Source organism: Nocardioides sp. GCM10027114 (assembly GCF_042659625.1).
Lineage (GTDB): Bacteria > Actinomycetota > Actinomycetes > Propionibacteriales > Nocardioidaceae > Nocardioides.
In genome coordinates this window covers 38,998-61,913 of the sequence record NZ_JBHSSS010000020.1, presented here as the reverse complement: position 1 = coordinate 61,913, position 22,916 = coordinate 38,998, and the positions used below count along the sequence as shown (strand labels likewise).

Here is a 22,916-nt window from a genome sequence, read left to right as displayed (position 1 = left end):
GAAGCACTGAGGGCCCCCGACTGCATCTCTGCAGATCGGAGGCCCTCGCCGGAGCCGCCTGTCGGAATCGAACCGACGACCTATTCATTACGAGTGAATCGCTCTACCGACTGAGCTAAGGCGGCGCGCTGCCCGGCTGATGGTCATGACCGGCCGGGCAACCCGGGGAAGTATACGGACCGCCCCGGTCGGGAGCGAAACCGGTGCGTCAGGCCGCGAGCGAGACGGTGCGCTCGGCGCGCGCGTTGCGACCGGTGACCATGGCCTGCTCGGCGCCGCACCAGCAGGTGTAGGACACGACGATGCCCTCGTCGGTGTTGGTGAGGCCGCTGATCTGGCTCGGGAAGATCAGCTGGCGCTTGTCGCAGGCGGTGCAGTGGCTGTCGAACATGGGGGACCTCCCTCGAGGATCGATACGTCTGTCACGTACCAGTCTGAAAGAACGCAAGCCATAGGGGTAGCCTCTCTTTCCGAGAGGTTCCCAAGGAGTCCCCTATGCTTTCTCTCCATCAGCTGCGCTGCTTCCTCGCCACCTACGAGCACGGCTCCCTCACCGCGGCCGCCGAGGAGCTCGGCTACGCCCAGCCGTCGGTCTCCGAGCAGATCAGGGCGCTGGAGAAGACCCTCGGCGTCCCGCTCTTCCGCCGGGTCGGCCGCGGGGTGGTGCCGACCACCGTCGCCGACGACCTGCGTCCGCACGCGGAGGCAGCGATCGGGGCCGCCGAGGAGGCTCGGCGGGCGGTGCAGAGGGTGGTGGCGCTGGAGACCGGCACGATTCGCTTCGGCATGTTCGGCACCGCCCGGTTGTACGCCGGCGCCGGCCTCGTCGCCGACGTGCTGACCCGCCACCCTGGCGTCCGGGTGGAGCTGATCGGCCAGAACTCCTCCGACGTGCAGGAGCACCTGCGGCGCGGGCGTATCGAGGCCGCGATGATCGCTGTCCCGACTGTCACCAGCGAAGGGATGCACGTCACCCCGGTGGCGCGCGACGAGCTCGTCTACATCAGTGCCGACCCCGAGCAGGTGGCCTCGCCGGTGACCGCGCAGCGACTCTCCCGCGCCTCGCTGGTGATGCCGGAGACCACCTGGCGCGCCGACGACTCCACCCGGATCGTGCTGCGCCAGATGCTCCACGAGACCGGCCGGAACCCGCAGACCCGGATCGAGGTCGAGGACGTCGAGACCGCTGTCGAGCTGGTCGGGATGGGCCTGGCCGACTCGGTCATCCCCAAGGGCGCAGCGCTGCAGCTGCTGCCCCGGCTGGCGCCCAACGCCGGGATGGTCTCGCTGCGGCCCCGCCAGTTCGACACCCTGGCGATCGTGCACCGGGCCGGGGCCGCCCTCTCCCCCGCGGCGAAGCTGATGATCGAGCTAGCCACCGCCCGGATCCAGGCCATCGCCGACCCGGTCCACCCACGCTGACGCGAGCTCGGGCAGCGGTCAGCAGGAGAGGCCGTCGTCAGGGACGGCGCCGTCGAGCAGGTAGTCGTGGACCGCCTCGTCGATGCAGTCGTTGCCGGCGTTGTAGGCGGTGTGGCCGTCGCCGTCGCGGCTGACCAGAACGCCCGACTCGAGCTGTTCGGCGAGCGCCTCCGCCCAGGCGTACGGCGTGGCCGGGTCGCGGGTGGTGCCGATGACGACGATCGGCGCGGCGCCCTCGGCCCGCACCTCGGGCACCTCGACGGACGACTCCACCTCGAGGCCGCCGCACCCGACGAGGCCCCACGCGAACACCTCGCCGAAGGTCGGCGACGCCTTCTCGAAGTCGTCGAGCTGGGCGGGCACCTGCCGGGGCGTGACGGCGTACGGGTCGTCGAGGCAGTTGATCGCGTAGATCGCCTCCATCGAGTTGTCGGTGTAACCGTTGGCGCCGCGCGAGGTGTACAGGTCCGACAGCTGCATCAGCGGGGCACCGTCGCCGTTGAGCGCGGACCGCAGCGCGGTGCTGAGCACGAACCAGTAGTCCGCGACGTACAGCGGCGTCACGATGCCGTAGAAGGCGTTGCCGACCCGCAGCTCGCGGCCACCCGGGGCCGGGAGCGGGTCGTCCTCGATGTCGGCGAGCAGGTCCTGGATCGTCTCCAGCCCCTCCTCCACGTCGTCGCCGAGGAAGCAGGAGTCGGAGGTCGCGAGGCAGTCCTCGATGTAGGCACGCAGCGCGGTCTCGAAGCCGGCGGCCTGCTCGAGCGCGAGCTGCCGCGAGTCGAGCGAGAGGTCGACGGCGCCGTCGAGGACGAACCGGCCGACCCGGCCGGGGAACAGCTCGGCGTACGTCGCGCCGAGCTTGGTGCCGTAGGAAGCGCCGAAGTAGTCCATCTCGGCCTCGCCGAGCGCGGCTCGCAGCACGTCCATGTCGCGGGCGGCCTCGACGGTGGTGACGTGGGCGGCCACCTCGCCCGAGCGCTCCGCGCAGCCCTCGCCCATCGCGTCCACTGCGCGCTGGAACTCCCGGCGCTCGGCCGCGTCGTCAGGGCTGGGGTCGCCGGCGACGAACTCGTCGAGCTCGGCGTCGGTGAGGCAGTCGACCGGGGCACTGCCGCCCGTGCCGCGGGGGTCGAAGCCCACGATGTCGAAGCCGTCGAGCAGCGGGTCGCGGAAGACCAGGCTCGCCTGGGCGGCGTAGTCGGTCCCGGGGACGCCGGGGCCGCCGGGGTTGACCACGAGCGAGCCGACCCGGGCCGCCGGGTCGGTCGCCGGCCGCCGCAGCAGGGCGACGTCGATGGTGCGGCCGTCGGGCTCGGCGTAGTCGAGCGGCACCCGCAGCTCGGCGCACTGGAAGCCGTCGCGGCACTCCGACCAGGTGAGCTGCTGCTCGTAGAAGCGGGCGAGCTCCGGGGACGGCGGGTCGGTCGCGCCCGGCTCGGCGGAGGGCTCCTCCGTCGGCGTGGGCGGCGCCGACGAGGTGGCCGCGGCGTCGGGCCGGGGGTCGTCCCCGCTGCTGTCGGCGCTCAGCGCCGCCCACAGCGACACCGCGCCGCTCGCGACGAGCGCGACCACCAGCAGCAGCGCCAGGACCACGACGGTCTTGTTCCTCATGCCCCAGTCCTCATGGCCCAGTCCTCATGCCTGCGTCACCGCCTCGCGCCGTCCGGCGCCTTGAGTGCCACCATCATGGACTCCAGCGCCAACTGGGGCGGGACGTTGAACTCGAGCATCTGCTCGCGCGCGTCGAGGATCCAGCCGATCCGGCGCAGGTTGAGCTCGGGGCTCGAGACGGCCGCGACGTCCTCGACGTCGCCGCGGATCTCCTCGTTGACCAGCTGCCCGGGCGCCCCGACCGCGAGCGCGATCGCGTCGCGGTAGACGGAGATCAGGTCCATCAGTGCGCGGTCGACGACGTCGAGGTGGCGCCGCTTCGCGCGCTTCTTCTGCTCCCGCTCCAGCTCGGCGAGGGCGGGGCCGTACTCGCGGGGCCGGCGGCCCCGCTCGACGACGCCGTACGACGCGTCGAGGTCGGCCTTCTCGCGGGCGTCGAGCTCGCTGGTGATGAGGTCGGCCTCCTGCTTGGTGACCTCGGCGAGGTTGCTCGCCGCCCGCATGCAGTCGCCGAGGGAGCGCAGCTTCGCCGGCAGGGAGACGACCTCCTTGCGGCGGTTGCGGGTGTCCTCGTCGCGGGCGAGCGCCCGGGCCCGACCGATGTGACCCTGGCTGGCGCGGGCGGCGTACGACGCCAGCCCCTCGGGCACCGCGTCGGCGCGGACGAGGAAGTCGGCGACCTCGCGGGCGGTGGGGGTGGTGAGCGTGACCAGCCGGCAGCGGGAGCGGATCGTGGGCAGGACGTCCTCGACGGTGGGGGTGCACAGCATCCAGACCGTGCGGTCGGACGGCTCCTCGATCGCCTTGAGCAGGGCGTTGACGGCCTGCTCGGTCAGCCGGTCGGCGTCCTCGACGATGATGATCTGCCAGCGCCGGCCGACGGGCGCGAGCGCCGAGCGTCGCACCAGGTCACGGACCTCCTTCACCGAGATCGAGAGCTTCTCGGTGCGGATGACGGAGACGTCGGCGTGGGAGCCGGCCAGCACGGTGTGGCAGTCGTGGCACTGCCCGCAGCCGGCGCGCTCGCACTGCAGCGCAGCCGCGAACGCGACGGCGGCGTTGGAGCGGCCCGACCCCGGCGGGCCGGTGAACAGCCAGGCATGGCTCATCCCCTGGCCGCCGGCGGCGGTCCGCAGGGCGCCGATCGCCGCCGCCTGGCCGACGAGGCTGTCCCAGACGGTCCCGGCCTGCGCGGTCGTGCCCTGGCCGACCGTCATCGGCGGGCCTGCCCCAGCAGCGGCGCGACCCGGTCGCGGACGGCCGCGGCGATGTCGTCGATCCCCTTGCGGGCGTCGAGCACGAGGTAGTGGTCGGGGTCGGCGTCGGCCATCCGCAGGAACGCCTCGCGGACCCGGCGGTGGAACTCCTCCGACTCGCCCTCGATCCGGTCGCGGCCGTCGAACCGGCCGAGCCCCTGCGCCGGCTCGAGGTCGAGCACGACGGTGAGGTGGGGCCGCAGGTCGCCGGTCGCCCAGCGGGCGACGGCCTCGACCTCGGCGACGTCGAGCGAGCGGCCGGCGCCCTGGTAGGCCAGCGTGGAGTCGACGTAGCGGTCGGTGATGACCACCTCGCCCCGCTCGAGCGCCGGACGCACCACCGTGTCGACGTGCTCGGCCTTGTCGGCGGCGTAGACGAGCGCCTCGGTACGGTCGGAGAGCTCACCCGTCTCCGGGCTCAGCACGATGCGGCGCAGCTCCCGGCCGACCTCCGTGTCTCCGGGCTCGAAGGTCAGCCGGACGGCGTACCCCTCGTCGCGGAGCCACTCGGCCAGCATCCGGGACTGCGTGGACTTGCCGGAGCCGTCGCCGCCCTCGAAGCAGACGAACACGCCGGTGGGCGCGTGGACGCCGGGGAAGTCTCGCTGCACGGGGGTGACGCTACGAGGTCGCACCGACGTCCGCCACCGGCGGGTCACCCGTCCGGCCCCCGTCCGGTGTGGTCCGGCAGGCGTACGCCGACTCGGCGCGCAGCTGCTCCGGACTGCAGGTGTCGCCCGGGAGGGCGAGCAGCAGCACCACCACGGCCGGCGCCACGACCAGCGGGGCAGGGCTCGCGAGGCGGGGGCGGCCACCTCGCCGCCACAGCACCACCGCGACCGCCACCGACAGCACCGCCGACAGGGCGAGCGCGCCGACCGCCAGCCACCACGCGGCGTCGTCCGGCCCGGCGGCGCACAGCCGGCCCTGGGGCGAGGCAGCGGCCGGGAACGAGATCGCGGTGTCGCTGACCCCGCACACCCCGATGACGAAGAACACCCCCGCCAGCAGGTGCAGCCCGACCGCGACGGCGCACGCGTACGCCAGTGCGACCACGGCCCCGACGTTCCCCACGGCGCGATTGTCCACGCGCGGGGCCGCCGGCGTCAGGACTTCTTGGCCGCGGCCTTCTTCGTCGTCTTCTTCGCGGCGGTCTTCTTGGTCGCCGACTTCTTGGCGGCGGTCTTCTTGGCGCCCTTCTTGGCCGCCTTCTTCGCCGGCCCCTTGGCGCGCCGCTCCTCCAGCAGCTCCGCCGCCCGCTCGAGGGTGATGCCCTCGACGGTGTCGTCCTTGCGGAGGGTGGCGTTGTACTCGCCGTCGGTGACGTACTCGCCGAAGCGGCCCGCCTTGACGACGACCGGGTTGCCGGACACCGGGTCGTTGCCGAGCTCCTTGAGCGGCGCCGCGGCGGCCGCCCGGCCGCGCTGCTTGGGCTGTGCGTAGATCGCCAGCGCCTCGTCGAGGGTGATCGAGAAGATCTGCTCCTCGGACTGCAGCGACCGGGAGTCGGTCCCCTTCTTCAGGTAGGGCCCGTAGCGGCCGTTCTGGGCGGTGATCTCGACGCCCTCGGCGTCCGTGCCGACCACCCGCGGCAGCGACAGCAGCTTCACCGCGTCCTCGAGCGTGACCGTCTCGAGGCTCATCGACTTGAACAGCGAGCCGGTGCGCGGCTTCGCGGACTTCGGGGCGTCCTCGGGCAGCAGCTCGGTGACGTAGGGGCCGAAGCGGCCGTTCTTCGCGACGACCTGCAGCCCGGTCTCGGGGTGGGTGCCGAGCTCGGTCTCCTCACCCGCCGGGTTGGCGAACAGCTCCTTGGCCTTCTCCAGGGTCAGCTCGTCCGGCGGCAGGTCGTCGGGCACGTTGGCCCGCTTGCCGGCCGGGGTGCCGTCGTCGCCCGGGCCCTCGAGGTAGGGGCCGTAGCGGCCGACCCGGAGGTTGATGCCGGAGTCCGGGTCGCCGATCGGGAAGGTCGCCAGCTCGCGGGCGTCGATGTCGCCCAGCTCGCTGACCAGGGTGTGCAGCCCCTGGACGGAGTCGGAGCCGTAGTAGAACTCCGCGAGCTCGGTCGCGCGGTCGCGACGTCCGCCCGCGATGTCGTCGAGGATGTCCTCCATCGTGGCGGTGAACTCGTAGGAGACCTGCCGCGGGAAGTGCTCCTCCAGCAGCCGGATCACCGAGAACGCCAGCCAGGCCGGCACCAGCGCGGTGCCCTTCTTGTAGACGTAGCCGCGGTCGATGATGGTCTTGATGATCGAGGCGTACGTCGAGGGGCGGCCGATCTCGCGGTCCTCGAGCTCCTTGATGAGCGTGGCCTCGGTGTAGCGCGCGGGCGGCTTGGTCTCGTGGCCGGCGGCGGACACCGACGCGGCGGAGACGGCGTCGCCCTCCTCCAGCGCGGGCAGCCGGGTCTCGGCGTCGTCGCGGGCCGCGGCGGCGTCGTCGGTGCCCTCGACGTAGGCCTTGAGAAAGCCGTGGAAGGTGATGACCCGGCCGGTCGCGGCGAAGACGACGTCCTCGCCGGTGGCGGCGGCGCCGCCGATGCGGACCGACACCGACTGGCCGACCGCGTCCTTCATCTGGGAGGCGACGGTGCGCATCCAGATCAGCTCGTAGAGCCGGAACTGGTCGCCTGTCAGGCCGGTCTGCGCGGGGGTGCGGAACGACTCGCCCGCGGGGCGGATCGCCTCGTGCGCCTCCTGGGCGTTCTTGACCTTGCTGGCGTAGGTGCGCGGCGCGTCGGGGAGGTACTCGGCGCCGTACAGCTCGCGGACCTGGGCGCGGGCGGCGCCGACGGCCGCGTCCGACAGCGTGGTCGAGTCGGTACGCATGTAGGTGATGAAGCCGTTCTCGTACAGCCGCTGCGCGACCGACATCGTCACCGAGGCGGAGAACCCGAGCTTGCGGGACGCCTCCTGCTGCAGCGTGGTGGTGCGGAACGGCGCGTAGGGCGAGCGGCGGTAGGGCTTCGACTCGACCGACCGGACGTCGTACGTCGTGTCGCGCAGGCCCTCGACCAGCGCCTCGGCGCGGGCCCGGTCGAGGTGGACGGTCTTCCCCTCGGCCTTCTCCTTGAGCCGACCGTCGGGGCCGAAGTCGCCGCCGCGGGCGACGCGGGCACCGTCGACGGAGTGGACCTTGGCCGGGAACATCCGCTGCTCGTGCTTGCTGCCGGCGTCGAACGTGCCCTCGAGGTCCCAGTAGGAGGCGACCTTGAACTTCATCCGCTCGCGCTCGCGGTCGACCACGAGCCGGGTCGCCACGGACTGCACCCGGCCGGCGGAGAGGCCGGACATGACCTTCTTCCACAGCACGGGGCTGACCTCGTAGCCGTAGAGCCGGTCGAGGATGCGGCGCGCCTCCTGCGCCTCGACGAGGTCGTCGTTGATGTCGCGGGGGTTCTCGACCGCGGCGAGGATCGCGGGCTTGGTGATCTCGTGGAAGACCATCCGTCGCACCGGCACCTTGGGCTTCAGCTCGTCGAGGAGGTGCCAGGCGATGGCCTCCCCCTCGCGGTCCTCATCGGTGGCGAGGAAGAGCTCGTCGGCCTCCTTGAGCAGGCCCTTGAGCTTGGTGATGTGCGACTTCTTGTCGCGGGGCACGACGTAGTAGGGCTCGAAGCCGTTCTCCACGTCGACCGCGAGCCGTCCCCACGGCTTGTCCTTGATCTTGGCCGGGGTGTCGGCCGCGCTGTTGGGCAGGTCGCGGATGTGGCCGATGGAGGACTCGACGACGTACCCGCTGCCGAGGTACCCGCCGATGGTGCGGGCCTTGGCCGGGGACTCGACGATCACCAGCTTGTGTGCCACGAGACTGCTTCTCCTTGGGGTTCCGGGGTGCGGCCACGGTGTCATACCCGGGCCACGCCTGGGCCACACCGGGCTTCGCGGGGCACACGGTAGCGCGTCCCGGGTCGGGCGGCCCTTCCTCGACCTCCCGGGCACTCCCTGTGGAGGACCCCGGCGGAGCCGCGGGATCCCTGCCAGCGTGGTGGGCCCACGACCCCTCGGAGGCCCGGATGACCCTGCCCTTCCCGCTCCTCGGCGCTGACCCGCACCCGTTCGACCCCTGGGACGAGCCCCGCCCGACCGACCGACGGCCGCTGGACCGGATCACCCACCTGGTGCTGCTCGACGGACGGCTGGTCGACGTCTGGTCCGAGCCCGTCGAGGCCGGCCCCTGGCAGCGGCACGCCGACGAGCTCGACCTGCGCCGCCGTCCCTGCCGGCCGGCCCCGGCGTCGGAGCCGCCGTACGACGCAGCGCTGGCGTGGCTGTCCGACGTGGCGGGCGGGGTCGGGGCGCTGGCGGCGCTCGACGACGCGCCGCTGGTGCCCGGCGGGCTCGCGCTCCCCGACGCGGCGCCCGCCGACCGGCAGCGACTCGAGGCGACGGCCACGCTGCTGGCGCGGGTCGCCGACGAGCTCTTCGACGCCGAGGCCGCCATCGCGCTGCGCCGGGCGCTGCTGCTGGTCTGGGCTGCGAGCCCGGACGCCGTGCGCAGGGCCCGCAGCGCGGCCGCGCTCGCGGGCGGGATCTGCTGGGCCGTCGGCAAGGCCAACGACCTGTTCACCCGGCGCGGGATCACCCAGACCGCGGTCCAGCACCGGCTCGGGCTGTCGTCGTCGATGTCGTCGCTCGGCGCCGGCGTGCAGCGCGAGCTCCGCGGGTTCGCACTCTTCACCGGCTTCCGGCCCCACGGGCTGCCGGACCTGCTCCCCCTCGGGCACCCCGAGCTGCTGACCTCGTCCACCCGGCGGCTGCTCGTCGCGATCCGCGACCGCGCCGAGGAGGCCCGGGCCGCCGCTGAGCCGACGGGCTGAACTTCGCGCAAGAATCTGTGCGACCTTCTCAACGTTCCGGCACCCGCCCCCGTCTCTAGGGCGAAGGTGAGAGGGAACGGCCTCTCGGGACGCGATGCCGGGCGACGAGCGCCCGGCCGACAGGGGGAACTCGGGTGACACGCACGACCGCACCGACTGACAGACCGGGGCCGCGGCCCCCGGGCGACCGGGACGACCGGGGCGACAGGGACTTCGCGGAGTTCGTGTCGATCCACACCCGACCGCTGCTCGGCCTCGCCCACGCCCTGACGGCCAACCCGCACGACGCATGGGACCTGACCCAGGAGACCCTCGCCCGGATGGGCGAGCGCTGGGGCCGGTCCCGGGTGGACGACCCGGCGGCGTACGCCCGGACGGTCATGGTCCGGCTCAACGTCGACCGGATCCGGCGGCTGCGGCGCGAGCTCCCCTTCGGGAGTGTCCGGGACGAGCAGGCGGTCCCGGTCGTCGGCGACGTGGACCCCTGGCTGGTCGAGGCGTTGGCCACCCTCTCACCGCGACAGCGCACGGCGGTGGCACTCCGGTACGTCGAGGACCTCGACGTGCGCGGCATCGCCGAGCGGATGGGGTGCTCGGAGGGCACGGTCAAGAGCCAGCTCTCCCGCGCGACCGAGCGGCTGCGGGCGCACGCCCGCGAGCACGGTCCGCTGCGGGTGGCACGGGGACGAGAGGACTGAGGGAATGAACCACGAGGACGAGCTGATCAAGGGCTCCTACGAGCGGCTGGGCACGGCTCTGTTGCCGCCGGCTGACGCCGCGGAGCGGGTCGCGCGCCGGGTGACGGCGCGTCGGCGACGGCGTACGGCACTGGCCGGCACGGCGGCGGCTGTCACGGCCGGCGTCGTCGGCTCGGCGGCGGTCTGGGCCGCCGGCGGACCCGGTGGGGACGGCGGCAACGTGACCGTCGAGGACGCCCCGGCCGGCTTCGCTCCGGCCGGTCCGACAGGTCCCACGAGCACGCTGCTGCTGACCCGGCCCGACGGGTCGACGGTCGCGTTCGACGACGTGACCGTCAGCTGCGAGGCGCCGTTCGGCGAGGAGAACGCCCAGGGCAAGGCTGCCGGGCGGATCTGGCTGACGAGCCCGCTGCGCGTCGAGGGCGCCGACAACCCCGGTGACGACGCGGCCCAGGCGGTCACGACGTTCGTCTACTTCGAGGGCGTCGTCGACAAGCTGCGCGACGAGGACGGGACGGGGCGGACGTTCCGGCTGCCTGTCGACGGAGACTCCGAGAGGGTCCCGTTCGTGCTCTTCGTCAACGACCCGGACTCCGGGAAGGGCGGCAACGAGGTCTCCAGCAACCAGCCGGAGGCCACGGGCACCGTCCGGGTGCTCGAGGTGGGCTGCGACCCGGCACCGGTGCTGGCGCTTGAGGTCGTCGATGCCACGCTCGGCAGCGAGGAGGGCAAGGGCACCCTCGACCTCGCCGGCGAGGTCCGCTAGCCCCCCTGGCCCGCGAGCAGGAAGCCCTCGTCGACGAGCTCGCGCACGACCGGCAGGTAGGTCGTGCGCAGCTCGTCGACGTCACCGTCGAGGATCTGCGCGAGCGCGTCGAGGATCTGGCCGACGGCGAGGTCGCCGTCGCAGGCGCCCACCAGGGCGGCCTCGACGGTGTCGGCCTGCCGGGCCCGCATCAGGCCGCGCTGCTGGCGCAGCACCACGGTGCTGGGGTCCTCGGCCCCCGGGACGCCGACCGTCTCCTGCACGACGTCCTCGCGGCGCACCAGCGTCGACGAGAGCTCGACCGGCGTCCGGACCGCCGCACCCCAGGCCGCGATGGCCGGGGCCACCGGCTGCTCGACGGCGTGCGGCCACTCCAGGAACGTGTGGTTCGGCGCCCCAGGAACACCGCCGGGCGCACCCCCGCGTCGGCGCAGGTTCAGCCAGCCGAAACCGACCCCCTCGACGCCCTGCTCCTCCAGCCACGACAGCCAGGTGTCGTAGCGCTCCAGGTAGTCGGCGGCGCCGTGCAGGCCGGCGTCCTTGAGCCAGAGCTCGACGTACGCCGCGGGGTCCATGACCTCGCGCTGGACGGTGAACGCGTCGACGTCGTCGGTCAGCCAGCCGCCCAGCCGCTCGTCCCACGGCATGTCGCGGGCGATCACCCAGTTGGCCAGCACCTGGCACCAGCCGCCGTCGTCCAGGTGGTCCGGGGCGGTGCGGACGATGTGCTCGACGGCCTCGTCGCCGGGCAGGCCCGAGTCGCGGTAGACGAGCCGCTCCCCCGTCGCGGGCGAGATCACGAACGGCGGGTTGGTGGCGATGAGGTCGAACCGCTCGCCGCGCACCGGCTCGAAGAAGGAGCCCGCCCGCACGTCGATCCGGTCGAAGCCGTTGAGGGCGGCATTGAGCCGGGCGATCCGCAGCGCCCGCTCGTTGACGTCGGTGGCGACGACCCGGCCGCTGTGCGCCGCCAGGTGGAGCGCCTGCACCCCGCACCCGGTGCCGAGGTCCAACGCGCTGCCGACCTGGTCGCGGATGGTGAGCTGCGCCAGCGAGGTGGACGCCGGGCTGATGCCGAGCACGTGGTCGGTCCCGACCCGGTTCGGGCTGCCGTCGAGGCCGGGCGTCAGGTCGCTGACGACCCAGAGGTCGAGACCGTCGGTGGCGTACGGCCGGACGTCCAGCCGGGCCGCCACCTCGCCGACCGTGCGCTCGAGGATGCCCTCGGCGCAGAGCGGGTCGACGAGACCGGGCAGCGCCCGCTCCGCCTCGCCCAGCGCCACCGGGGCCTGCAGCAGGAACAGCCGCACCAGCGTCTCCACCGGTGAGCCGCCCGCGGTCCGGCGCAGCCCCGGCACGGTCTCGTTGCGGGCCAGCGCGTCGTGGGCAAGCGGCCCCAGCACCTCGGCGACACCGTCGTAGGTGAAACCGGCGTCCTCGAGGGCGCCTCGCAGCCGCTGGGTCAGGTCGGTTCCGGTCATCCGCCGACCCTACGACCCGGGCACCTCGGAGAGATGCCGCGGAGGGGCGACCGCAACGCCTAGGCTCCCTCGCATGCGGACCGGGCGGGGCACCACCATGCTGTTCCTCGTCACGGCCTTCCTCGGGGCCGCGCTCCTCTTCGTGGTCCAGCCCCTGGTCGCCAAGCTGCTGCTGCCGTCCTACGGCGGCTCGGCCACGGTGTGGAGCACCGCCTCCTTGTTCTTCCAGGTGGTCCTGCTCGCGGCCTACCTCTGGGCGCACTGGTCCACGAGACGCTGGGGACATCGCCGCCAGCCGGGCGTCCAGCTCGCGTTGCTGCTGGCGCCGGTGCTGGTGCTGCCGCTCGCCCTGCCCGCCGGCGCGCAACCGGGCCCCGACGCCGAGCCCGCGCTGTGGTTGCTGCGCACGCTGGCACTGATGGTGGGGCTGCCGTTCGCCGTGGTCGCGTGCACCGGCCCGGTGATCCAGCGGTGGTACGCCTGGGTCGGCGACCGCGGCGAGGACCCCTACTTCCTCTTCGCGGCCAGCAACCTCGGCAGCTTCGTCGGCCTGCTCGCCTATCCCCTGGTCGTCGAGCGCTGGCTGTCCCTGGGCGCGCAACGACTCGCGTGGTCCCTGGGCTTCGCCGCGTACGCCGTGCTGATGACGGTGTGCGCCCTCGTCACCATCCGGGCCGGCCGCGAGCCCGAACTGGTCCGGCTGGAGGTCACGCCGGCACCCGGCGGTCGCCGCATCCTGTCGTGGGGGCTCCTGGCTTTCGTCCCGTCGTCCCTCATGCTCGGCGTCACCGCCCACCTCTCCACCGACCTGTCCCCGGTCCCGCTGCTGTGGGTGGTGCCGCTGGCGATCTACCTGGCGACCTTCGTGGCGGCGTTCGCGCGGTCGTCGCGCACCCAGCCGGTGTGGGCAGGCTGGCTCGCGGTCGGACTCGGCGGGGCCGCGCTGCTGACCGCGGGACCGGGCACGCTGGCGGTGGCGGCCGTGGTGAACGTCGCGTTGGTCGGAGCCGCCGGGTATGCAGCCCACGGCCGGCTCGCGGCGGACCGTCCGGCCGCCGACCACCTCACGTTGTTCTACGTCGTGGTCGCCGCCGGCGGCGCTGCCGGCGGCCTCCTCAACGGCCTGGTCGCGCCGGTCGTGTTCGATCAGGTCTGGGAGTATCCGCTCGTCCTGGCCGTGCTGCCGCTGCTGCTGCTCGGCACCCGCGTGCGGCTGCCCGTCTTGCGACTGTTGCACCCGCTCGCGGCGACGGGGCTGATGGTGGCGCTGGCCGCGTGGACCAGCCAGCTCCAGCTCGACGGCGCGGTCGACCGGATGCGCTCCTTCTACGGCGCCTACAAGGTGGTCGACGACGCCGACTCCCGGACCCTCGTCCACGGCACCACGGTGCACGGGCTCCAGTTCCGGGGCGACCGGGCGGAACGCGCCCTCCCGACGACCTACTACGCCTCGCGGGGGTCGTGCGCCGACCTGTTCCGGGTGATGCGGGCGACAGGTGACCGGCTCGACGAGGTCGGCATCGTCGGCCTCGGCGTGGGCACGATGGCTTCGTACGGCGAGGCGGGCGAGCGCTTCACCTTCTTCGAGATCGACGCGGAGGTGGCGGCGACTGCGCAGGACGCCTTGCAGTTCAGCTTCCTCGCCGACAGCGACGCCGACGTGGAGGTGGTCATCGGCGACGGGCGGCTCGCCCTCGCCGACCAGCCGCGCGGCACCTACGACCTCCTGGTGCTGGACGCCTTCAGCTCGGACTCCATCCCCGTCCATCTCCTGACCCGCGAGGCGGTCGAGGAGTACGCCGAGGCGATGGCACCTGACGGTGTGCTGCTGGTCCACATCAGCAACCGGTTCTTCGACCTCGAGCCGGTCCTGGCCTCGGCCGCCGCGGAGCTGGGCTGGACGGCGAGCGTCGGGACCAGCCGGGCGGACACCCCGGGAGCCAAGCCCAGCACGTGGGTGGCTCTCACGCCGGACTTCGAGGTCACCCGGATGCTGCGCGGACAGGCCGAGTGGCGACCAGCCGGCGAGGAGCGGGTCCGCTGGACCGACGACTACGCGTCGGTCCTCTCCGTGCTGCAGTGAGACGGGGAGGACCCGCCCCGGTCACCCGGGACGGGTCCTCACTCCTCATGCGCTCCCGACGGGAGCCCGGCCGTCAGTGGCGCGGCGGCTCGAACTGCTGCGTCGGGGCCGGGTCACCGTGCGCGCCGGTCGCGTGACCGGCGCCGGAGCCCGCGGGGACCGCCTGCTCGCTCGCCGGCGAGGCCGGGCCGGCGGGTGCCGCCGGCTGGCCCGGCTCGTCGTCACCGATGACCGCGGAGCGGCGCTTGGAGACGACGACCGCCGCCACGATCAGCGCGGTCGCGACCAGCGAGATGGCGATGGACAGCCCGCGGTTGGCGTCGGCACCCAGGGTCATGGACACCACGGCGCCGACGATCAGCAGCGACACGAGGTTCATGACCTTGAGCAGCGGGTTGATGGCCGGGCCGGCGGTGTCCTTGAACGGGTCGCCGACGGTGTCGCCGATGACCGTGGCCGAGTGGGCCTCGGACCCCTTGCCGCCGTGGTGGCCGTCCTCGACCAGCTTCTTCGCGTTGTCCCAGGCGCCACCGGCGTTGGCGAGGAAGACCGCCATCAGGGTGCCGGCACCGATCGCGCCGGCCAGGAATCCCGCCAGCGGACCGACGCCGAGACCGAAGCCGACGGCGATCGGCGCGAAGATCGCGAGGATCCCGGGCGTGGCGAGCTCGCGCAGCGAGTCCTTGGTGACGATGTCGACCACCCGGCCGTACTCCGGCCGCCCGGTGCCCTCCATGATCCCGGGGATCTCGCGGAACTGGCGGCGCACCTCGAACACGACCGCACCGGCGGCGCGGCCGACGGCGTTGATCGCCAGGCCCGAGAAGAGGAACACGACCGCGACACCGATCAGCACGCCGACGAGCACCTCGGGTGCGAAGACGAAGAAGCCGGTGAAGAAGTCGCTGCCCTCCTGGTTGCTCAGCTCGGCCTCCTCGGCGGCCTCGATGGCCGAGCCGATGTAGGAGCCGAACAGCGCGCTCGCCGCGAGCACGGCGGTCGAGATCGCGATGCCCTTGGTGATGGCCTTGGTGGTGTTCCCGACCGCGTCCAGCTCGGTCAGGATCTGCGCGCCCGCCGGGCTGACGTCGCCGGACATCTCGGCGATGCCCTGCGCGTTGTCCGAGACCGGGCCGAAGGTGTCCATGGCCACGATGACGCCGACCGTGGTCAGCAGGCCGCAGCCGGCGAGGGCCACCGCGAACAGCGCCACGGAGAGCGCGCCGCCGCCGAGCAGGAACGCACCGAACACGGCCGCGCCGATGACGAGCGTGGTGTAGACGGCGGACTCGAAGCCGACCGAGAGACCCGACAGGATCACCGTCGCGGGACCGGTCAGCGAGGTGCGGCCGACGTCCTTGACGGGACGGTGGTCGGTGCCGGTGAAGTAGCCGGTGAGGCTCAGGATGACCGCTGCCAGCACGATGCCGATCACGACCGCGAGCGCGGCGATCAGCGCCGGGTTGCCGTCGGGGGCCTGGGTCAGCCGGTCGAGCGCGCTGGTGCCGGCACCCTCGAGCTCACCGAAGCTGGTGGGCAGGTAGACGAACGACAGCACGAGGCTGGCGATCGCAGCGATGCCCGCAGACAGGTAGAACGCGCGGTTGATGGTGGTCAGGCCGTTCTCGCCGGCCCGGGGGCGGCAGAGGTAGACGCCGGCCACCGCGGTGAGCGCACCGATGGCGGGGATCAGCAGCGGGAAGACGAGGCCCTTGTCGCCGAAGGCCTGCGAGCCGAGGATCAGCGCGGCGACCAAGGTGACGGCGTACGACTCGAAGAGGTCGGCGGCCATGCCGGCGCAGTCGCCGACGTTGTCGCCGACGTTGTCGGCGATCGTCGCCGCGTTGCGCGGGTCGTCCTCGGGGATGTTGTTCTCGACCTTGCCGACGAGGTCGGCGCCGACGTCGGCGGCCTTGGTGAAGATGCCGCCGCCGACTCGCATGAACATGGCGAGCAGCGCCGCACCGAAGCCGAAGCCCTCGAGCACGATCGGGGCGTCGCCCTGGAAGAAGAGGACCACGAGGCTGGCGCCCAGGAGGCCCAGGCCGACGGTGGCCATGCCGACCACGGCGCCGGTGCGGAAGCCGATGTTCATGGCGGGGTCGCGGCCCTCGGACTCCGCGGCGGCAGCCACGCGCAGGTTGGCCCGCACGGCCAGCCACATGCCGAGGTAGCCGATGGCGGCCGAGAAGCCGGCGCCGAACAGGAACGCGATGGACCGGAAGATCCGGATCACGGCATCGTCGGCTGGGAGCGCCAGCAGCAGGAAGAACGCCACCGCGGCGAAGATGCCGAGCGTCCGGAACTGCCGGGTCAGGTAGGCGTTGGCGCCCTCCTGGACCGCATGGGCGATGTTCTTCATGTTGTCGGTGCCCTCGCCGGCGGCAAGTACCTCCTGGCGGAACATCCACGCCATCCCGAGCGCGCCCAGCGCGATCAGGGTGACGACGATGACCAGGACGAGGTTGCCTCCGGAGACGTCCACGACGGCGGGATGGATCCCGGTCATGTGCTTCCTCCTGGGAGTGACTCAGATCACGAGCGAACGTCGCGGAGTCTACGCACGGGCCCACCCCCGGGGACACGTAGGTGTGAGGCGCGCCACACGTCTTCCCGGAAATCGGCGACGCGAGCACGCCCCGCACCGGAGTCCGGGGACGGAGGAAGCGACCCGTGACCTTCTGCCACGGGTCGCGGGCAGGCGAGACCGACCAGGGGTCGACCTGGGGGAGGGCGGCGGCCTCAGTGGGCCGCGAGCGCCTCGTCCGCCGACTCGTGGATCACGAACACCTTCGCGAGGCCGGTGATGCGGAAGATCTTGAGCAGCCGGTCCTGGCTGCACACGAGCTGGAGCGACCCGTCATGGGCACGCACCTTCTTCAGGCCGCCGACGAGGACCCCGAGACCGGTCGAGTCGAGGAACTCGACCTCACCCATGTCGACGACGAGGTCATAGACACCTGCGGCCACAAGCTCGGTGATCTTGTCGCGGAGCTTGGGGGCGGTGTAGACGTCGATCTCGCCGCCGACGGCAACGATCGTCTTGCCATCGACCTCGCGAGTCGCAAGCGTCAGGTCCACTGTCTCTCCCCTTGGGGCGCTGGTGATGCAGGTGCCGAAACCACCGTGGCATCAGCGCCGGATGCTCTACCGGGAATATCAAACCAGATGAGAGGCCCCGGCGCCTCTACTTGGCCTCGAGCGTGTTCGTCGACCATACCCCCGCCAGTCCGGGCACGGCGGCCGGGGTGTCCCCAGGCTTTGCCAGACTTCGCCCCGTGGAGCCAGCCCGTCCCCGACCAGCGCACCGGCCAGCGCTGTCGGTGCCGCCGCTGCGCGACCTCGTGGACCGCCTGGCCGCGGTGCCGGGCCGGGAGGACCGGCTCACGCACCTCGAGGTGCTGCCGCCCCGGGAGGCGTCGTCCGTCGACTGGCCGGCGTGGACCCCGGAGATCCTCGTCGACGCCTGGGCGCGTCGCGGCGTGTCGCGGCCGTGGCGACACCAGGCCGAGGCGGCCGAGGCCGCCCACGCCGGCCGCCACGTCGTGGTCGCCACCGGCACCGCCTCCGGCAAGTCGCTGGCCTACCAGCTGCCGGCGCTCACCGCCGTCCACGAGTCGCGCGGTCGCCGAGGCGAGCGGGGGGCCACCGTCCTCTACGTCGCCCCGACCAAGGCGCTCGCCCACGACCAGCTGCAGGCGCTCGCCTCGCTCGGGCTCGACACCCGCATCACCACCCACGACGGCGACAGCCCGCGCGAGCAGCGGGACTGGGCCCGCGACCACGCGGAGTACGTCCTCACCAACCCCGACATGCTTCACCGGTCGCTGCTGCCCGGCCACAGCCGGTGGGCGGGCTTCCTCGGCTCGCTGCGCTACGTCGTCGTCGACGAGTGCCACCACTACCGCGGGGTCTTCGGTGCGCACGTGGCACAGGTGCTGCGCCGGCTACGCCGGATCTGCGCGAGGTACGGCGCCTCCCCCACCTTCGTCCTCGCCTCCGCGACGGTGGCCGACCCGGCGACCACCGCCGACCGGCTCACGGGACTCGACTGCGTCGCCGTGACCGACGACGGCTCCCCGCGCGGGCAGGTCGCACTCGCGCTGTGGGAGCCCCCCTTCACCTCGTTCGTCGGGGAGAACGGCGCCCCCGTCCGCAGGGCAGCCTCGTCCGAGTCGGCCGACCTGCTGGCCGACCTGGTCGCCGAGGACGTCCGCACCCTCGCCTTCGTCCGCTCCCGCCGCGGGGCCGAGCAGATCGCGCTCAGCGCCCGTCAGCTGCTGGCCGAGGTCGACCCGTCGCTGCCGCCGCGCGTGGCGGCGTACCGCGGCGGCTACCTGCCCGAGGAGCGACGCGCGCTCGAGGAGGCGTTGCGTCGCGGCGAGCTCACCGGTCTCGCGGCCACCAACGCGCTCGAGCTCGGTATCGACGTCAGCGGCCTCGACGCCGTGCTGATGGCCGGCTTCCCCGGCACCCGCGCGGCGCTGTGGCAGCAGGTCGGCCGGGCCGGCCGCGGCGCGCAGGACGCGCTCGCGGTGCTGGTGGCGCGAGACGACCCGCTCGACACCTACCTGGTCCACCATCCCGAGGCGCTGTTCGGACGGCCGGTCGAGGCCACGGTCTTCGACCCCGGCAACCCCTACGTCCTCGGCCCGCACCTGTGCGCCGCCGCCCACGAGATCCCCCTCGCCGAGGCCGACCTCGAGCTGTTCGGCCCGACCGCCCGTGAGGTCGTCGACCAGCTGACCGACAGCGGGCTGCTGCGGCGTCGACCGCGCGGCTGGTTCTGGACCGACCGGCGCCGCCCCTCCGACCTGGCCGACATCCGCTCGACCGGCGGGTCGCCGGTCCAGCTCGTCGAGGCCGTGACCGGCCGCGTCGTCGGGACCGTCGACGCCTCGAGCTCGCACGCCACGGCCCACCCGGGCGCGGTCTACGTACACCGGGGCGAGACCTGGCTCGTCGAGTCACTCGACCTCACAGAGCACGTCGCCGTGATCAACCCGGCGGAGCTCGACTACTCCACGACCGCCCGCGAGGTCACCGACATCACCGTCGTCGGCGAGCGGGAGCACCGCACGTGGGGTCCCTGCCGGCTCGCCCTCGGCGAGGTCGACGTCTCCCACCAGGTCGTGTCGTTCCTCAAGCGGCGCCAGCCGTCAGGGGAGGTCGTCGCCGAGGAGCCGCTCGAACTGCCGGTCCGCTCGCTGCGCACCACCGCGGTCTGGTGGACGGTGCCCGACGAGGTGCTGGCCGACGCCGCGCTGCTGCCGGCCGACCTGCCGGGGGCCGCCCACGCAGCGGAGCACTGCTCGATCGGACTGCTGCCGCTCTTCGCCACCTGCGACCGTTGGGACATCGGTGGCGTCTCCACCGCGGTGCACCCCGACACCGGCCGGCTCACCGTCTTCGTCTACGACGGACACGCGGGCGGTGCCGGGTTCTCCGAGCGCGGCTTCCGCACCGCCAGGACCTGGCTGACCGCCACCCGGGAGGCCATCGAGTCCTGCGGGTGCGTAGAAGGGTGTCCCTCCTGCATCCAGTCCCCCAAGTGCGGCAACCAGAACAACCCGCTCGACAAGCAGGGCGCGGTCAGGCTGCTCGACGCCCTGCTCGCGACCGCCGACACGCTGCCGGAGCAGTCGGCGCCGGCGACCCCGCGGTAGCCCGCCCGGGAGTAGATTCGAAGCATGGTGGTCCTCGGTCTGCTCCTCATCGTCCTCGGGCTGCTCGCGATCCTCGCTGGCGTCACGAGCAGCGAGGGCCCGGTCGAGCTGCTGGGCTACGAGACCAGCGCGGCGGTGCTGTTCGTGATCGGCGTCGCCGCCGGCGCTGCCGTCCTCTGGGGCTGGTCCTTCGCGAAGTTCGGCGTACGCCGCGCGATGCAGCGCCGTCGCGAGCGCAAGCAGCTGGCGGAGCTGTCGAAGAAGCTCGACCACGCGGAGCCCGGCCGGACCGGGGAGAAGCGCGCCGGAACCAGCAGCACGGACGAGGCCGCCCCGTCCGGCGACGGCCACCGTCGCACGACCGCCCCTTCCGACGGGGGCGACGACGCCGACGATGCGCACGGCCGTCACCAGAAGCCGAGCGAGCCGAGCGGCGCCGACGACCGAGGCTGAGCCCGGGCGCGCCAGCACGGCTCAGCCGGGTCCGGCCCGAGCCCGGGCGGCGAGGTCCGCACCGGGACCCAGCCCGCCCGGCCAGGAGGGCCCGGTGACGGTCACCGTCACCTCCACCACGGCCCCCGCCGACCGGCAGTCGGTGAGCTCCGCGCCGTTGGCGGCGGCGACCCGGGCGGCTGCCGGGCACGCAGCCCCGCCGTCGCGCAGCGCCACCGCCCCCGCCAGCGCACTCAGGTCGGCGGCGGACTCGGCGACGTGGTGCGCCCGCACCATCGCGGCGACCGTCCCGAGGGCGACGCCGAGCAGGAGCAGCACCGCCAGGAAGGTGGTGGCGGCCAGCGTCGCCGAGCCGTGCTCCGGGTGACGGCGCTCCCGACTCACCCGGGGTCCTCGACGGCTGCGACCGCCTCCGCGCGGAGCGTGGCGCCGGGCAGCGCCACGAGCAGGCCGCCCGGACCGGCGACCTCGCCGCTGGCGACGACCCGGACCTCGGAGGAGGTCACCGCGGTGACCTCGACGGTCACGCCCGCCGGGGCTACGCGCCGGCCGTGGGCCACGGCGTCGGCCGGACTGTCCCCCCGGGCGACGGCCCGGGCGGTCTCCCGCGCCGCGTCGACGACCCGGACCTGGGCGGCACCGACGGCGAGCAGCCAGGCGAGCGAGGCCGTCACCGCGACGAGCAGGGGCAGCGTCAAGGCGAGCTCCGCCGTCGCCGCGCCCCGCTCGTCCCGGTGCCGGGTCATCCGATGCCCAGCAGGCCGAGCACGTGGTCGAACAGGGACGTGAGGAGCTGGTCGCCGAAGCCCCCGGTGAGCATCTTGTAGAGCAGCCCGGCGAGGCCGGCGCCCGCCGCGGTGCCGACGGCGTACTCGGCGGTGGTGATGCCCCGCTCGCCCCGACGGGACGAGTGGGCGGGGTGCTGGTCGGGGTGCTGGTCGGGGTGCTGGTCGGGGTGCTGGTCGTGGTGCTGGTCCGCCATCGGGTCCTCCTCGACGGGCCGCCTGGTGCGGCCGCTCGGCACCGACCCTCGCCGAGCCGACCGCCCGCGCGCCGGCGCAGGTCGGCCGACTGTGGACCCGGGCAGTGACACCGCCGCCGGTGGACGGCCACTGGCCCGTCCGGGCCCGGTGGGCTCACTCCGCGAGCCCCGAGACCAGCCCCGCGACCAGCGGGACGATCCCGAGCAGCAGGAAGCTCGGGAGCAGGCAGAGCCCCAGCGGGAGCGCGGCCCGCACGCCCACAGCCCTCGCCCGGTGCTCGACCTCGGCCCGGGCCGACGCGGCGAGGTCCTCGCCGAGCCGGTCGACCGCGGCCACCACCGACGCTCCCGTCTGGTGCGAGCGGGCCAGTGCCCGGCCCAGCGGGCCGAGGACCTCGTCGCGGGCGAGCGAGCCCCAGACGAGGGCCGGGTCCGCGCCCAGCGCGAGCTGCTCGGCGAGGGGGCGCAGCCGCGTCGCGGCGGGCCCGGGCAGGGCCGCACACACGAGCCGCAGGGCGGACGCCGGAGCTGCACCCGACCGCAGCGACGCCCCGAGCAGGTGGACGAGGTGCGGTAGGTCGCGCCGAACCGCGGCCCGCTCGCGCCGCACCGCGGCGGGCTCGACCCGGCCCAGCCACCACCACGCGGCCGCGGCCGCGAGCAGTCCGACGACGGGGGCGAGCGGACCGCCCACGAAGAGCGCTGCACCGAGCCCGGCGAGTCCGGCCGACCACCCCCGGCGACGGTCTCCTCTCCCCTGATCCGGCCGAGGCACTCCCGCAGGGTCGGGACCACCGCCCGGAGCAGCTGCGAGCCGGGGTGTTCCGGCGGCCAGCAGGAGGACGACGGCCCCGACGGCTACCCCGCACAGCACGGACGACGACCCCGGCCCCGGGAGCAACCCGGTCACCTGGACGGCGGCCGTCACGCCCCGGCCTCCACCCCGTCGGCGATGGCCTCGAGCCACCACAGGCCGGCGAGGCCGACGGCGCACCCCGCGGCCAGGCACACGAGGCCGGCGGGGCTGCGCAGCAGGAAGCCGAAGGGGTCCGCCCCGGACCCCGCGCCCATCGCGAGGGCCAGCAAGGGCAGGCCGGCCACCAGCCGGGCCGTGGACCGGGCCGAGGCCAGCTCGCCGGCCACGACGAGGCGGGTCGCCCGGTCCGCCCGGAGCGCCGCCGCGCACCGCTCGACGGCGCCGGCGAGGCCGTGGCCGGTGCGGTGGGCGATCGACCACGCGCCGGCGAGCAGCCGGAGGTCCTCGGCCCCGGGGTGGCCGGCCAGCGCCCGCAGCGCGGCGGGCACGTCCCCGCCGAGGTCGAAGCACTCGGCGACGGGCCGCAGCGGCGGCCAGACCCGTACGGCGTGGCGCAGCGCGTGCCCGGGGGGTTGGCCGGCGCGCAGCTCCGCACCGAGGGCCTCGCAGCACTCGGCGACCCGCCCGGCTACCGCCTGGGCCCGTCGTCGGCGGCGTCGCCGCCGCGCGAGCGCGCCGATGCCGAGGGCAACGCCGCCGGCGATGGCGACGAGCGCGCCGTCGGCGGGCGTCAGGACTGTCAACCAGGCGGCCAGCGGGACGCCCGCGAGGAGCACCGGCCGGAGGACGGCGGACCCTCGCGGCGGAGAGCGCAGCCGCAACGGGGCGGGTGGCACGGCCAGCGCCACGGCGACGGCCC

General features: G+C 73.8%; 21 protein-coding genes and 1 tRNA gene. 7 read left to right on the top strand and 15 right to left on the bottom strand.

Features of this window, described 5'->3' with window-relative positions:
- Positions 1-52: 52 nt before the first annotated feature.
- Positions 53-125: transfer RNA gene (locus ACFP2E_RS10060), tRNA-Thr, on the bottom strand.
- Positions 126-208: 83 nt separating this feature from the next.
- Positions 209-391 (bottom strand): hypothetical protein, encoded by a 183-nt coding sequence (locus tag ACFP2E_RS10055; RefSeq protein ID WP_378522467.1) that lies wholly within the window; start codon positions 389-391, stop codon positions 209-211.
- Positions 392-495: 104 nt separating this feature from the next.
- Here ACFP2E_RS10055 and ACFP2E_RS10050 point away from each other — a divergent pair, with 104 nt between their 5' ends.
- Positions 496-1,422, top strand: coding sequence for a LysR family transcriptional regulator (locus ACFP2E_RS10050; RefSeq protein ID WP_378522466.1), 927 nt, complete (start codon positions 496-498; stop codon positions 1,420-1,422).
- An 18-nt stretch (positions 1,423-1,440) separates the two neighbouring features.
- Here ACFP2E_RS10050 and ACFP2E_RS10045 read toward each other — a convergent pair whose 3' ends face one another.
- From ACFP2E_RS10045 to topA, 5 genes are read right to left on the bottom strand one after another with little or no spacing between them, the layout of a single operon-like run.
- Positions 1,441-3,036: an alpha/beta hydrolase gene (locus ACFP2E_RS10045; RefSeq protein WP_378522465.1), complete on the bottom strand. Its 1,596-nt coding sequence runs from the start codon at positions 3,034-3,036 to the stop codon at positions 1,441-1,443.
- Between the two features lie 35 nt (positions 3,037-3,071).
- Positions 3,072-4,253 (bottom strand): DNA polymerase III subunit delta', encoded by a 1,182-nt coding sequence (locus ACFP2E_RS10040; protein ID WP_378522464.1) that lies wholly within the window; start codon positions 4,251-4,253, stop codon positions 3,072-3,074.
- Positions 4,250-4,903, bottom strand: a complete 654-nt coding sequence (gene tmk / locus ACFP2E_RS10035) for a dTMP kinase (RefSeq protein WP_378522463.1) — start codon at positions 4,901-4,903, stop codon at positions 4,250-4,252. Before tmk ends, ACFP2E_RS10040 begins: the two co-directional genes overlap by 4 nt.
- Positions 4,904-4,913: 10 nt before the next feature.
- The gene (locus ACFP2E_RS10030; protein WP_378522462.1) at positions 4,914-5,366 is read right to left on the bottom strand and encodes a hypothetical protein; all 453 of its coding nucleotides are present in this window, start codon (positions 5,364-5,366) and stop codon (positions 4,914-4,916) included.
- 32 nt (positions 5,367-5,398) lie between these two features.
- Positions 5,399-8,143, bottom strand: a complete 2,745-nt coding sequence (topA, locus tag ACFP2E_RS10025; RefSeq protein WP_378522461.1) for a type I DNA topoisomerase — start codon at positions 8,141-8,143, stop codon at positions 5,399-5,401.
- Between the two features lie 164 nt (positions 8,144-8,307).
- On the opposite strand from topA, the gene ACFP2E_RS10020 reads away from it, so the two are divergent.
- The 3 genes from ACFP2E_RS10020 to ACFP2E_RS10010 all read left to right on the top strand — a co-directional run bounded on the left by ACFP2E_RS10020 (position 8,308) and on the right by ACFP2E_RS10010 (position 10,575).
- Positions 8,308-9,111 carry a hypothetical protein gene (locus tag ACFP2E_RS10020; protein WP_378522460.1) on the top strand — a complete coding sequence of 268 codons (804 nt, stop codon included), beginning with the start codon at positions 8,308-8,310 and terminating at the stop codon, positions 9,109-9,111.
- A 224-nt stretch (positions 9,112-9,335) separates the two neighbouring features.
- Positions 9,336-9,809 carry an RNA polymerase sigma factor gene (locus ACFP2E_RS10015; protein ID WP_378522459.1) on the top strand — a complete coding sequence of 158 codons (474 nt, stop codon included), beginning with the start codon at positions 9,336-9,338 and terminating at the stop codon, positions 9,807-9,809.
- Positions 9,810-9,813: 4 nt separating this feature from the next.
- Entirely contained in the window at positions 9,814-10,575 is a 762-nt protein-coding gene (locus ACFP2E_RS10010) for a hypothetical protein (protein WP_378522458.1), read from the top strand.
- On the opposite strand, the gene ACFP2E_RS10005 is transcribed toward ACFP2E_RS10010, so the two are convergent.
- A complete protein-coding gene (locus ACFP2E_RS10005; protein WP_378522457.1) occupies positions 10,572-12,056 on the bottom strand; it encodes a methyltransferase in 1,485 nt (494 codons plus the stop codon). The two genes, ACFP2E_RS10010 and ACFP2E_RS10005, sit on opposite strands and share 4 nt — an antisense overlap.
- A 73-nt stretch (positions 12,057-12,129) precedes the next feature.
- Here ACFP2E_RS10005 and ACFP2E_RS10000 point away from each other — a divergent pair, with 73 nt between their 5' ends.
- A complete protein-coding gene (locus ACFP2E_RS10000; RefSeq protein ID WP_378522456.1) occupies positions 12,130-14,139 on the top strand; it encodes a fused MFS/spermidine synthase in 2,010 nt (669 codons plus the stop codon).
- Positions 14,140-14,212: 73 nt separating this feature from the next.
- Here ACFP2E_RS10000 and ACFP2E_RS09995 read toward each other — a convergent pair whose 3' ends face one another.
- Together ACFP2E_RS09995 and ACFP2E_RS09990 are read right to left on the bottom strand one after the other, a co-directional pair.
- Complete coding sequence (locus ACFP2E_RS09995; protein WP_378522455.1) at positions 14,213-16,648, bottom strand: sodium-translocating pyrophosphatase; 2,436 nt, start codon at positions 16,646-16,648, stop codon at positions 14,213-14,215.
- Positions 16,649-16,881: 233 nt separating this feature from the next.
- Positions 16,882-17,220 (bottom strand): anti-sigma factor antagonist, encoded by a 339-nt coding sequence (locus ACFP2E_RS09990; RefSeq protein WP_378522454.1) that lies wholly within the window; start codon positions 17,218-17,220, stop codon positions 16,882-16,884.
- Between the two features lie 197 nt (positions 17,221-17,417).
- Here ACFP2E_RS09990 and ACFP2E_RS09985 point away from each other — a divergent pair, with 197 nt between their 5' ends.
- Together ACFP2E_RS09985 and ACFP2E_RS09980 are read left to right on the top strand one after the other, a co-directional pair.
- Positions 17,418-19,805 (top strand): DEAD/DEAH box helicase, encoded by a 2,388-nt coding sequence (locus ACFP2E_RS09985; RefSeq protein ID WP_378522453.1) that lies wholly within the window; start codon positions 17,418-17,420, stop codon positions 19,803-19,805.
- A 24-nt stretch (positions 19,806-19,829) separates the two neighbouring features.
- The gene (locus ACFP2E_RS09980) at positions 19,830-20,258 is read left to right on the top strand and encodes a hypothetical protein (protein WP_378522452.1); all 429 of its coding nucleotides are present in this window, start codon (positions 19,830-19,832) and stop codon (positions 20,256-20,258) included.
- Positions 20,259-20,279: 21 nt separating this feature from the next.
- Here the strand turns inward: ACFP2E_RS09980 and ACFP2E_RS09975 are convergent, their stop codons facing one another.
- From ACFP2E_RS09975 to ACFP2E_RS09955, 5 genes are all read right to left on the bottom strand, one after another.
- The gene (locus ACFP2E_RS09975; protein ID WP_378522451.1) at positions 20,280-20,642 is read right to left on the bottom strand and encodes an Rv3654c family TadE-like protein; all 363 of its coding nucleotides are present in this window, start codon (positions 20,640-20,642) and stop codon (positions 20,280-20,282) included.
- On the bottom strand, positions 20,639-21,004 hold the full coding sequence (locus ACFP2E_RS09970; protein WP_378522450.1) for a TadE family type IV pilus minor pilin: 366 nt from the start codon (positions 21,002-21,004) through the stop codon (positions 20,639-20,641). Before ACFP2E_RS09970 ends, ACFP2E_RS09975 begins: the two co-directional genes overlap by 4 nt.
- Positions 21,001-21,240 (bottom strand): DUF4244 domain-containing protein, encoded by a 240-nt coding sequence (locus ACFP2E_RS09965; RefSeq protein ID WP_378522449.1) that lies wholly within the window; start codon positions 21,238-21,240, stop codon positions 21,001-21,003. Before ACFP2E_RS09965 ends, ACFP2E_RS09970 begins: the two co-directional genes overlap by 4 nt.
- Positions 21,241-21,394: 154 nt before the next feature.
- Complete coding sequence (locus ACFP2E_RS09960; RefSeq protein WP_378522448.1) at positions 21,395-21,934, bottom strand: type II secretion system F family protein; 540 nt, start codon at positions 21,932-21,934, stop codon at positions 21,395-21,397.
- A gap of 230 nt (positions 21,935-22,164) precedes the next feature.
- A partial coding sequence (locus tag ACFP2E_RS09955) for a type II secretion system F family protein (RefSeq protein WP_378539327.1) occupies positions 22,165-22,916 on the bottom strand: 752 nt, incomplete at its 5' end.

Bases quoted from the DNA above. Each gene is read 5' to 3' on its own strand.
- ACFP2E_RS10055 (WP_378522467.1), bottom strand. From the start codon at position 391: ATGTTCGACAGCCACTGCACCGCCTGCGACAAGCGCCAGCTGATCTTC.
- ACFP2E_RS10050 (WP_378522466.1), top strand. From the start codon at position 496: ATGCTTTCTCTCCATCAGCTGCGCTGCTTCCTCGCCACCTACGAGCAC.
- ACFP2E_RS10045 (WP_378522465.1), bottom strand. From the start codon at position 3,036: ATGAGGAACAAGACCGTCGTGGTCCTGGCGCTGCTGCTGGTGGTCGCG.
- ACFP2E_RS10040 (WP_378522464.1), bottom strand. From the start codon at position 4,253: ATGACGGTCGGCCAGGGCACGACCGCGCAGGCCGGGACCGTCTGGGAC.
- topA (WP_378522461.1), bottom strand. From the start codon at position 8,143: ATGACACCGTGGCCGCACCCCGGAACCCCAAGGAGAAGCAGTCTCGTG.
- ACFP2E_RS10020 (WP_378522460.1), top strand. From the start codon at position 8,308: ATGACCCTGCCCTTCCCGCTCCTCGGCGCTGACCCGCACCCGTTCGAC.
- ACFP2E_RS10010 (WP_378522458.1), top strand. From the start codon at position 9,814: ATGAACCACGAGGACGAGCTGATCAAGGGCTCCTACGAGCGGCTGGGC.
- ACFP2E_RS10005 (WP_378522457.1), bottom strand. From the start codon at position 12,056: ATGACCGGAACCGACCTGACCCAGCGGCTGCGAGGCGCCCTCGAGGAC.
- ACFP2E_RS10000 (WP_378522456.1), top strand. From the start codon at position 12,130: ATGCGGACCGGGCGGGGCACCACCATGCTGTTCCTCGTCACGGCCTTC.
- ACFP2E_RS09995 (WP_378522455.1), bottom strand. From the start codon at position 16,648: ATGACCGGGATCCATCCCGCCGTCGTGGACGTCTCCGGAGGCAACCTC.
- ACFP2E_RS09980 (WP_378522452.1), top strand. From the start codon at position 19,830: ATGGTGGTCCTCGGTCTGCTCCTCATCGTCCTCGGGCTGCTCGCGATC.
- ACFP2E_RS09970 (WP_378522450.1), bottom strand. From the start codon at position 21,004: ATGACCCGGCACCGGGACGAGCGGGGCGCGGCGACGGCGGAGCTCGCC.
- ACFP2E_RS09965 (WP_378522449.1), bottom strand. From the start codon at position 21,240: ATGGCGGACCAGCACCACGACCAGCACCCCGACCAGCACCCCGACCAG.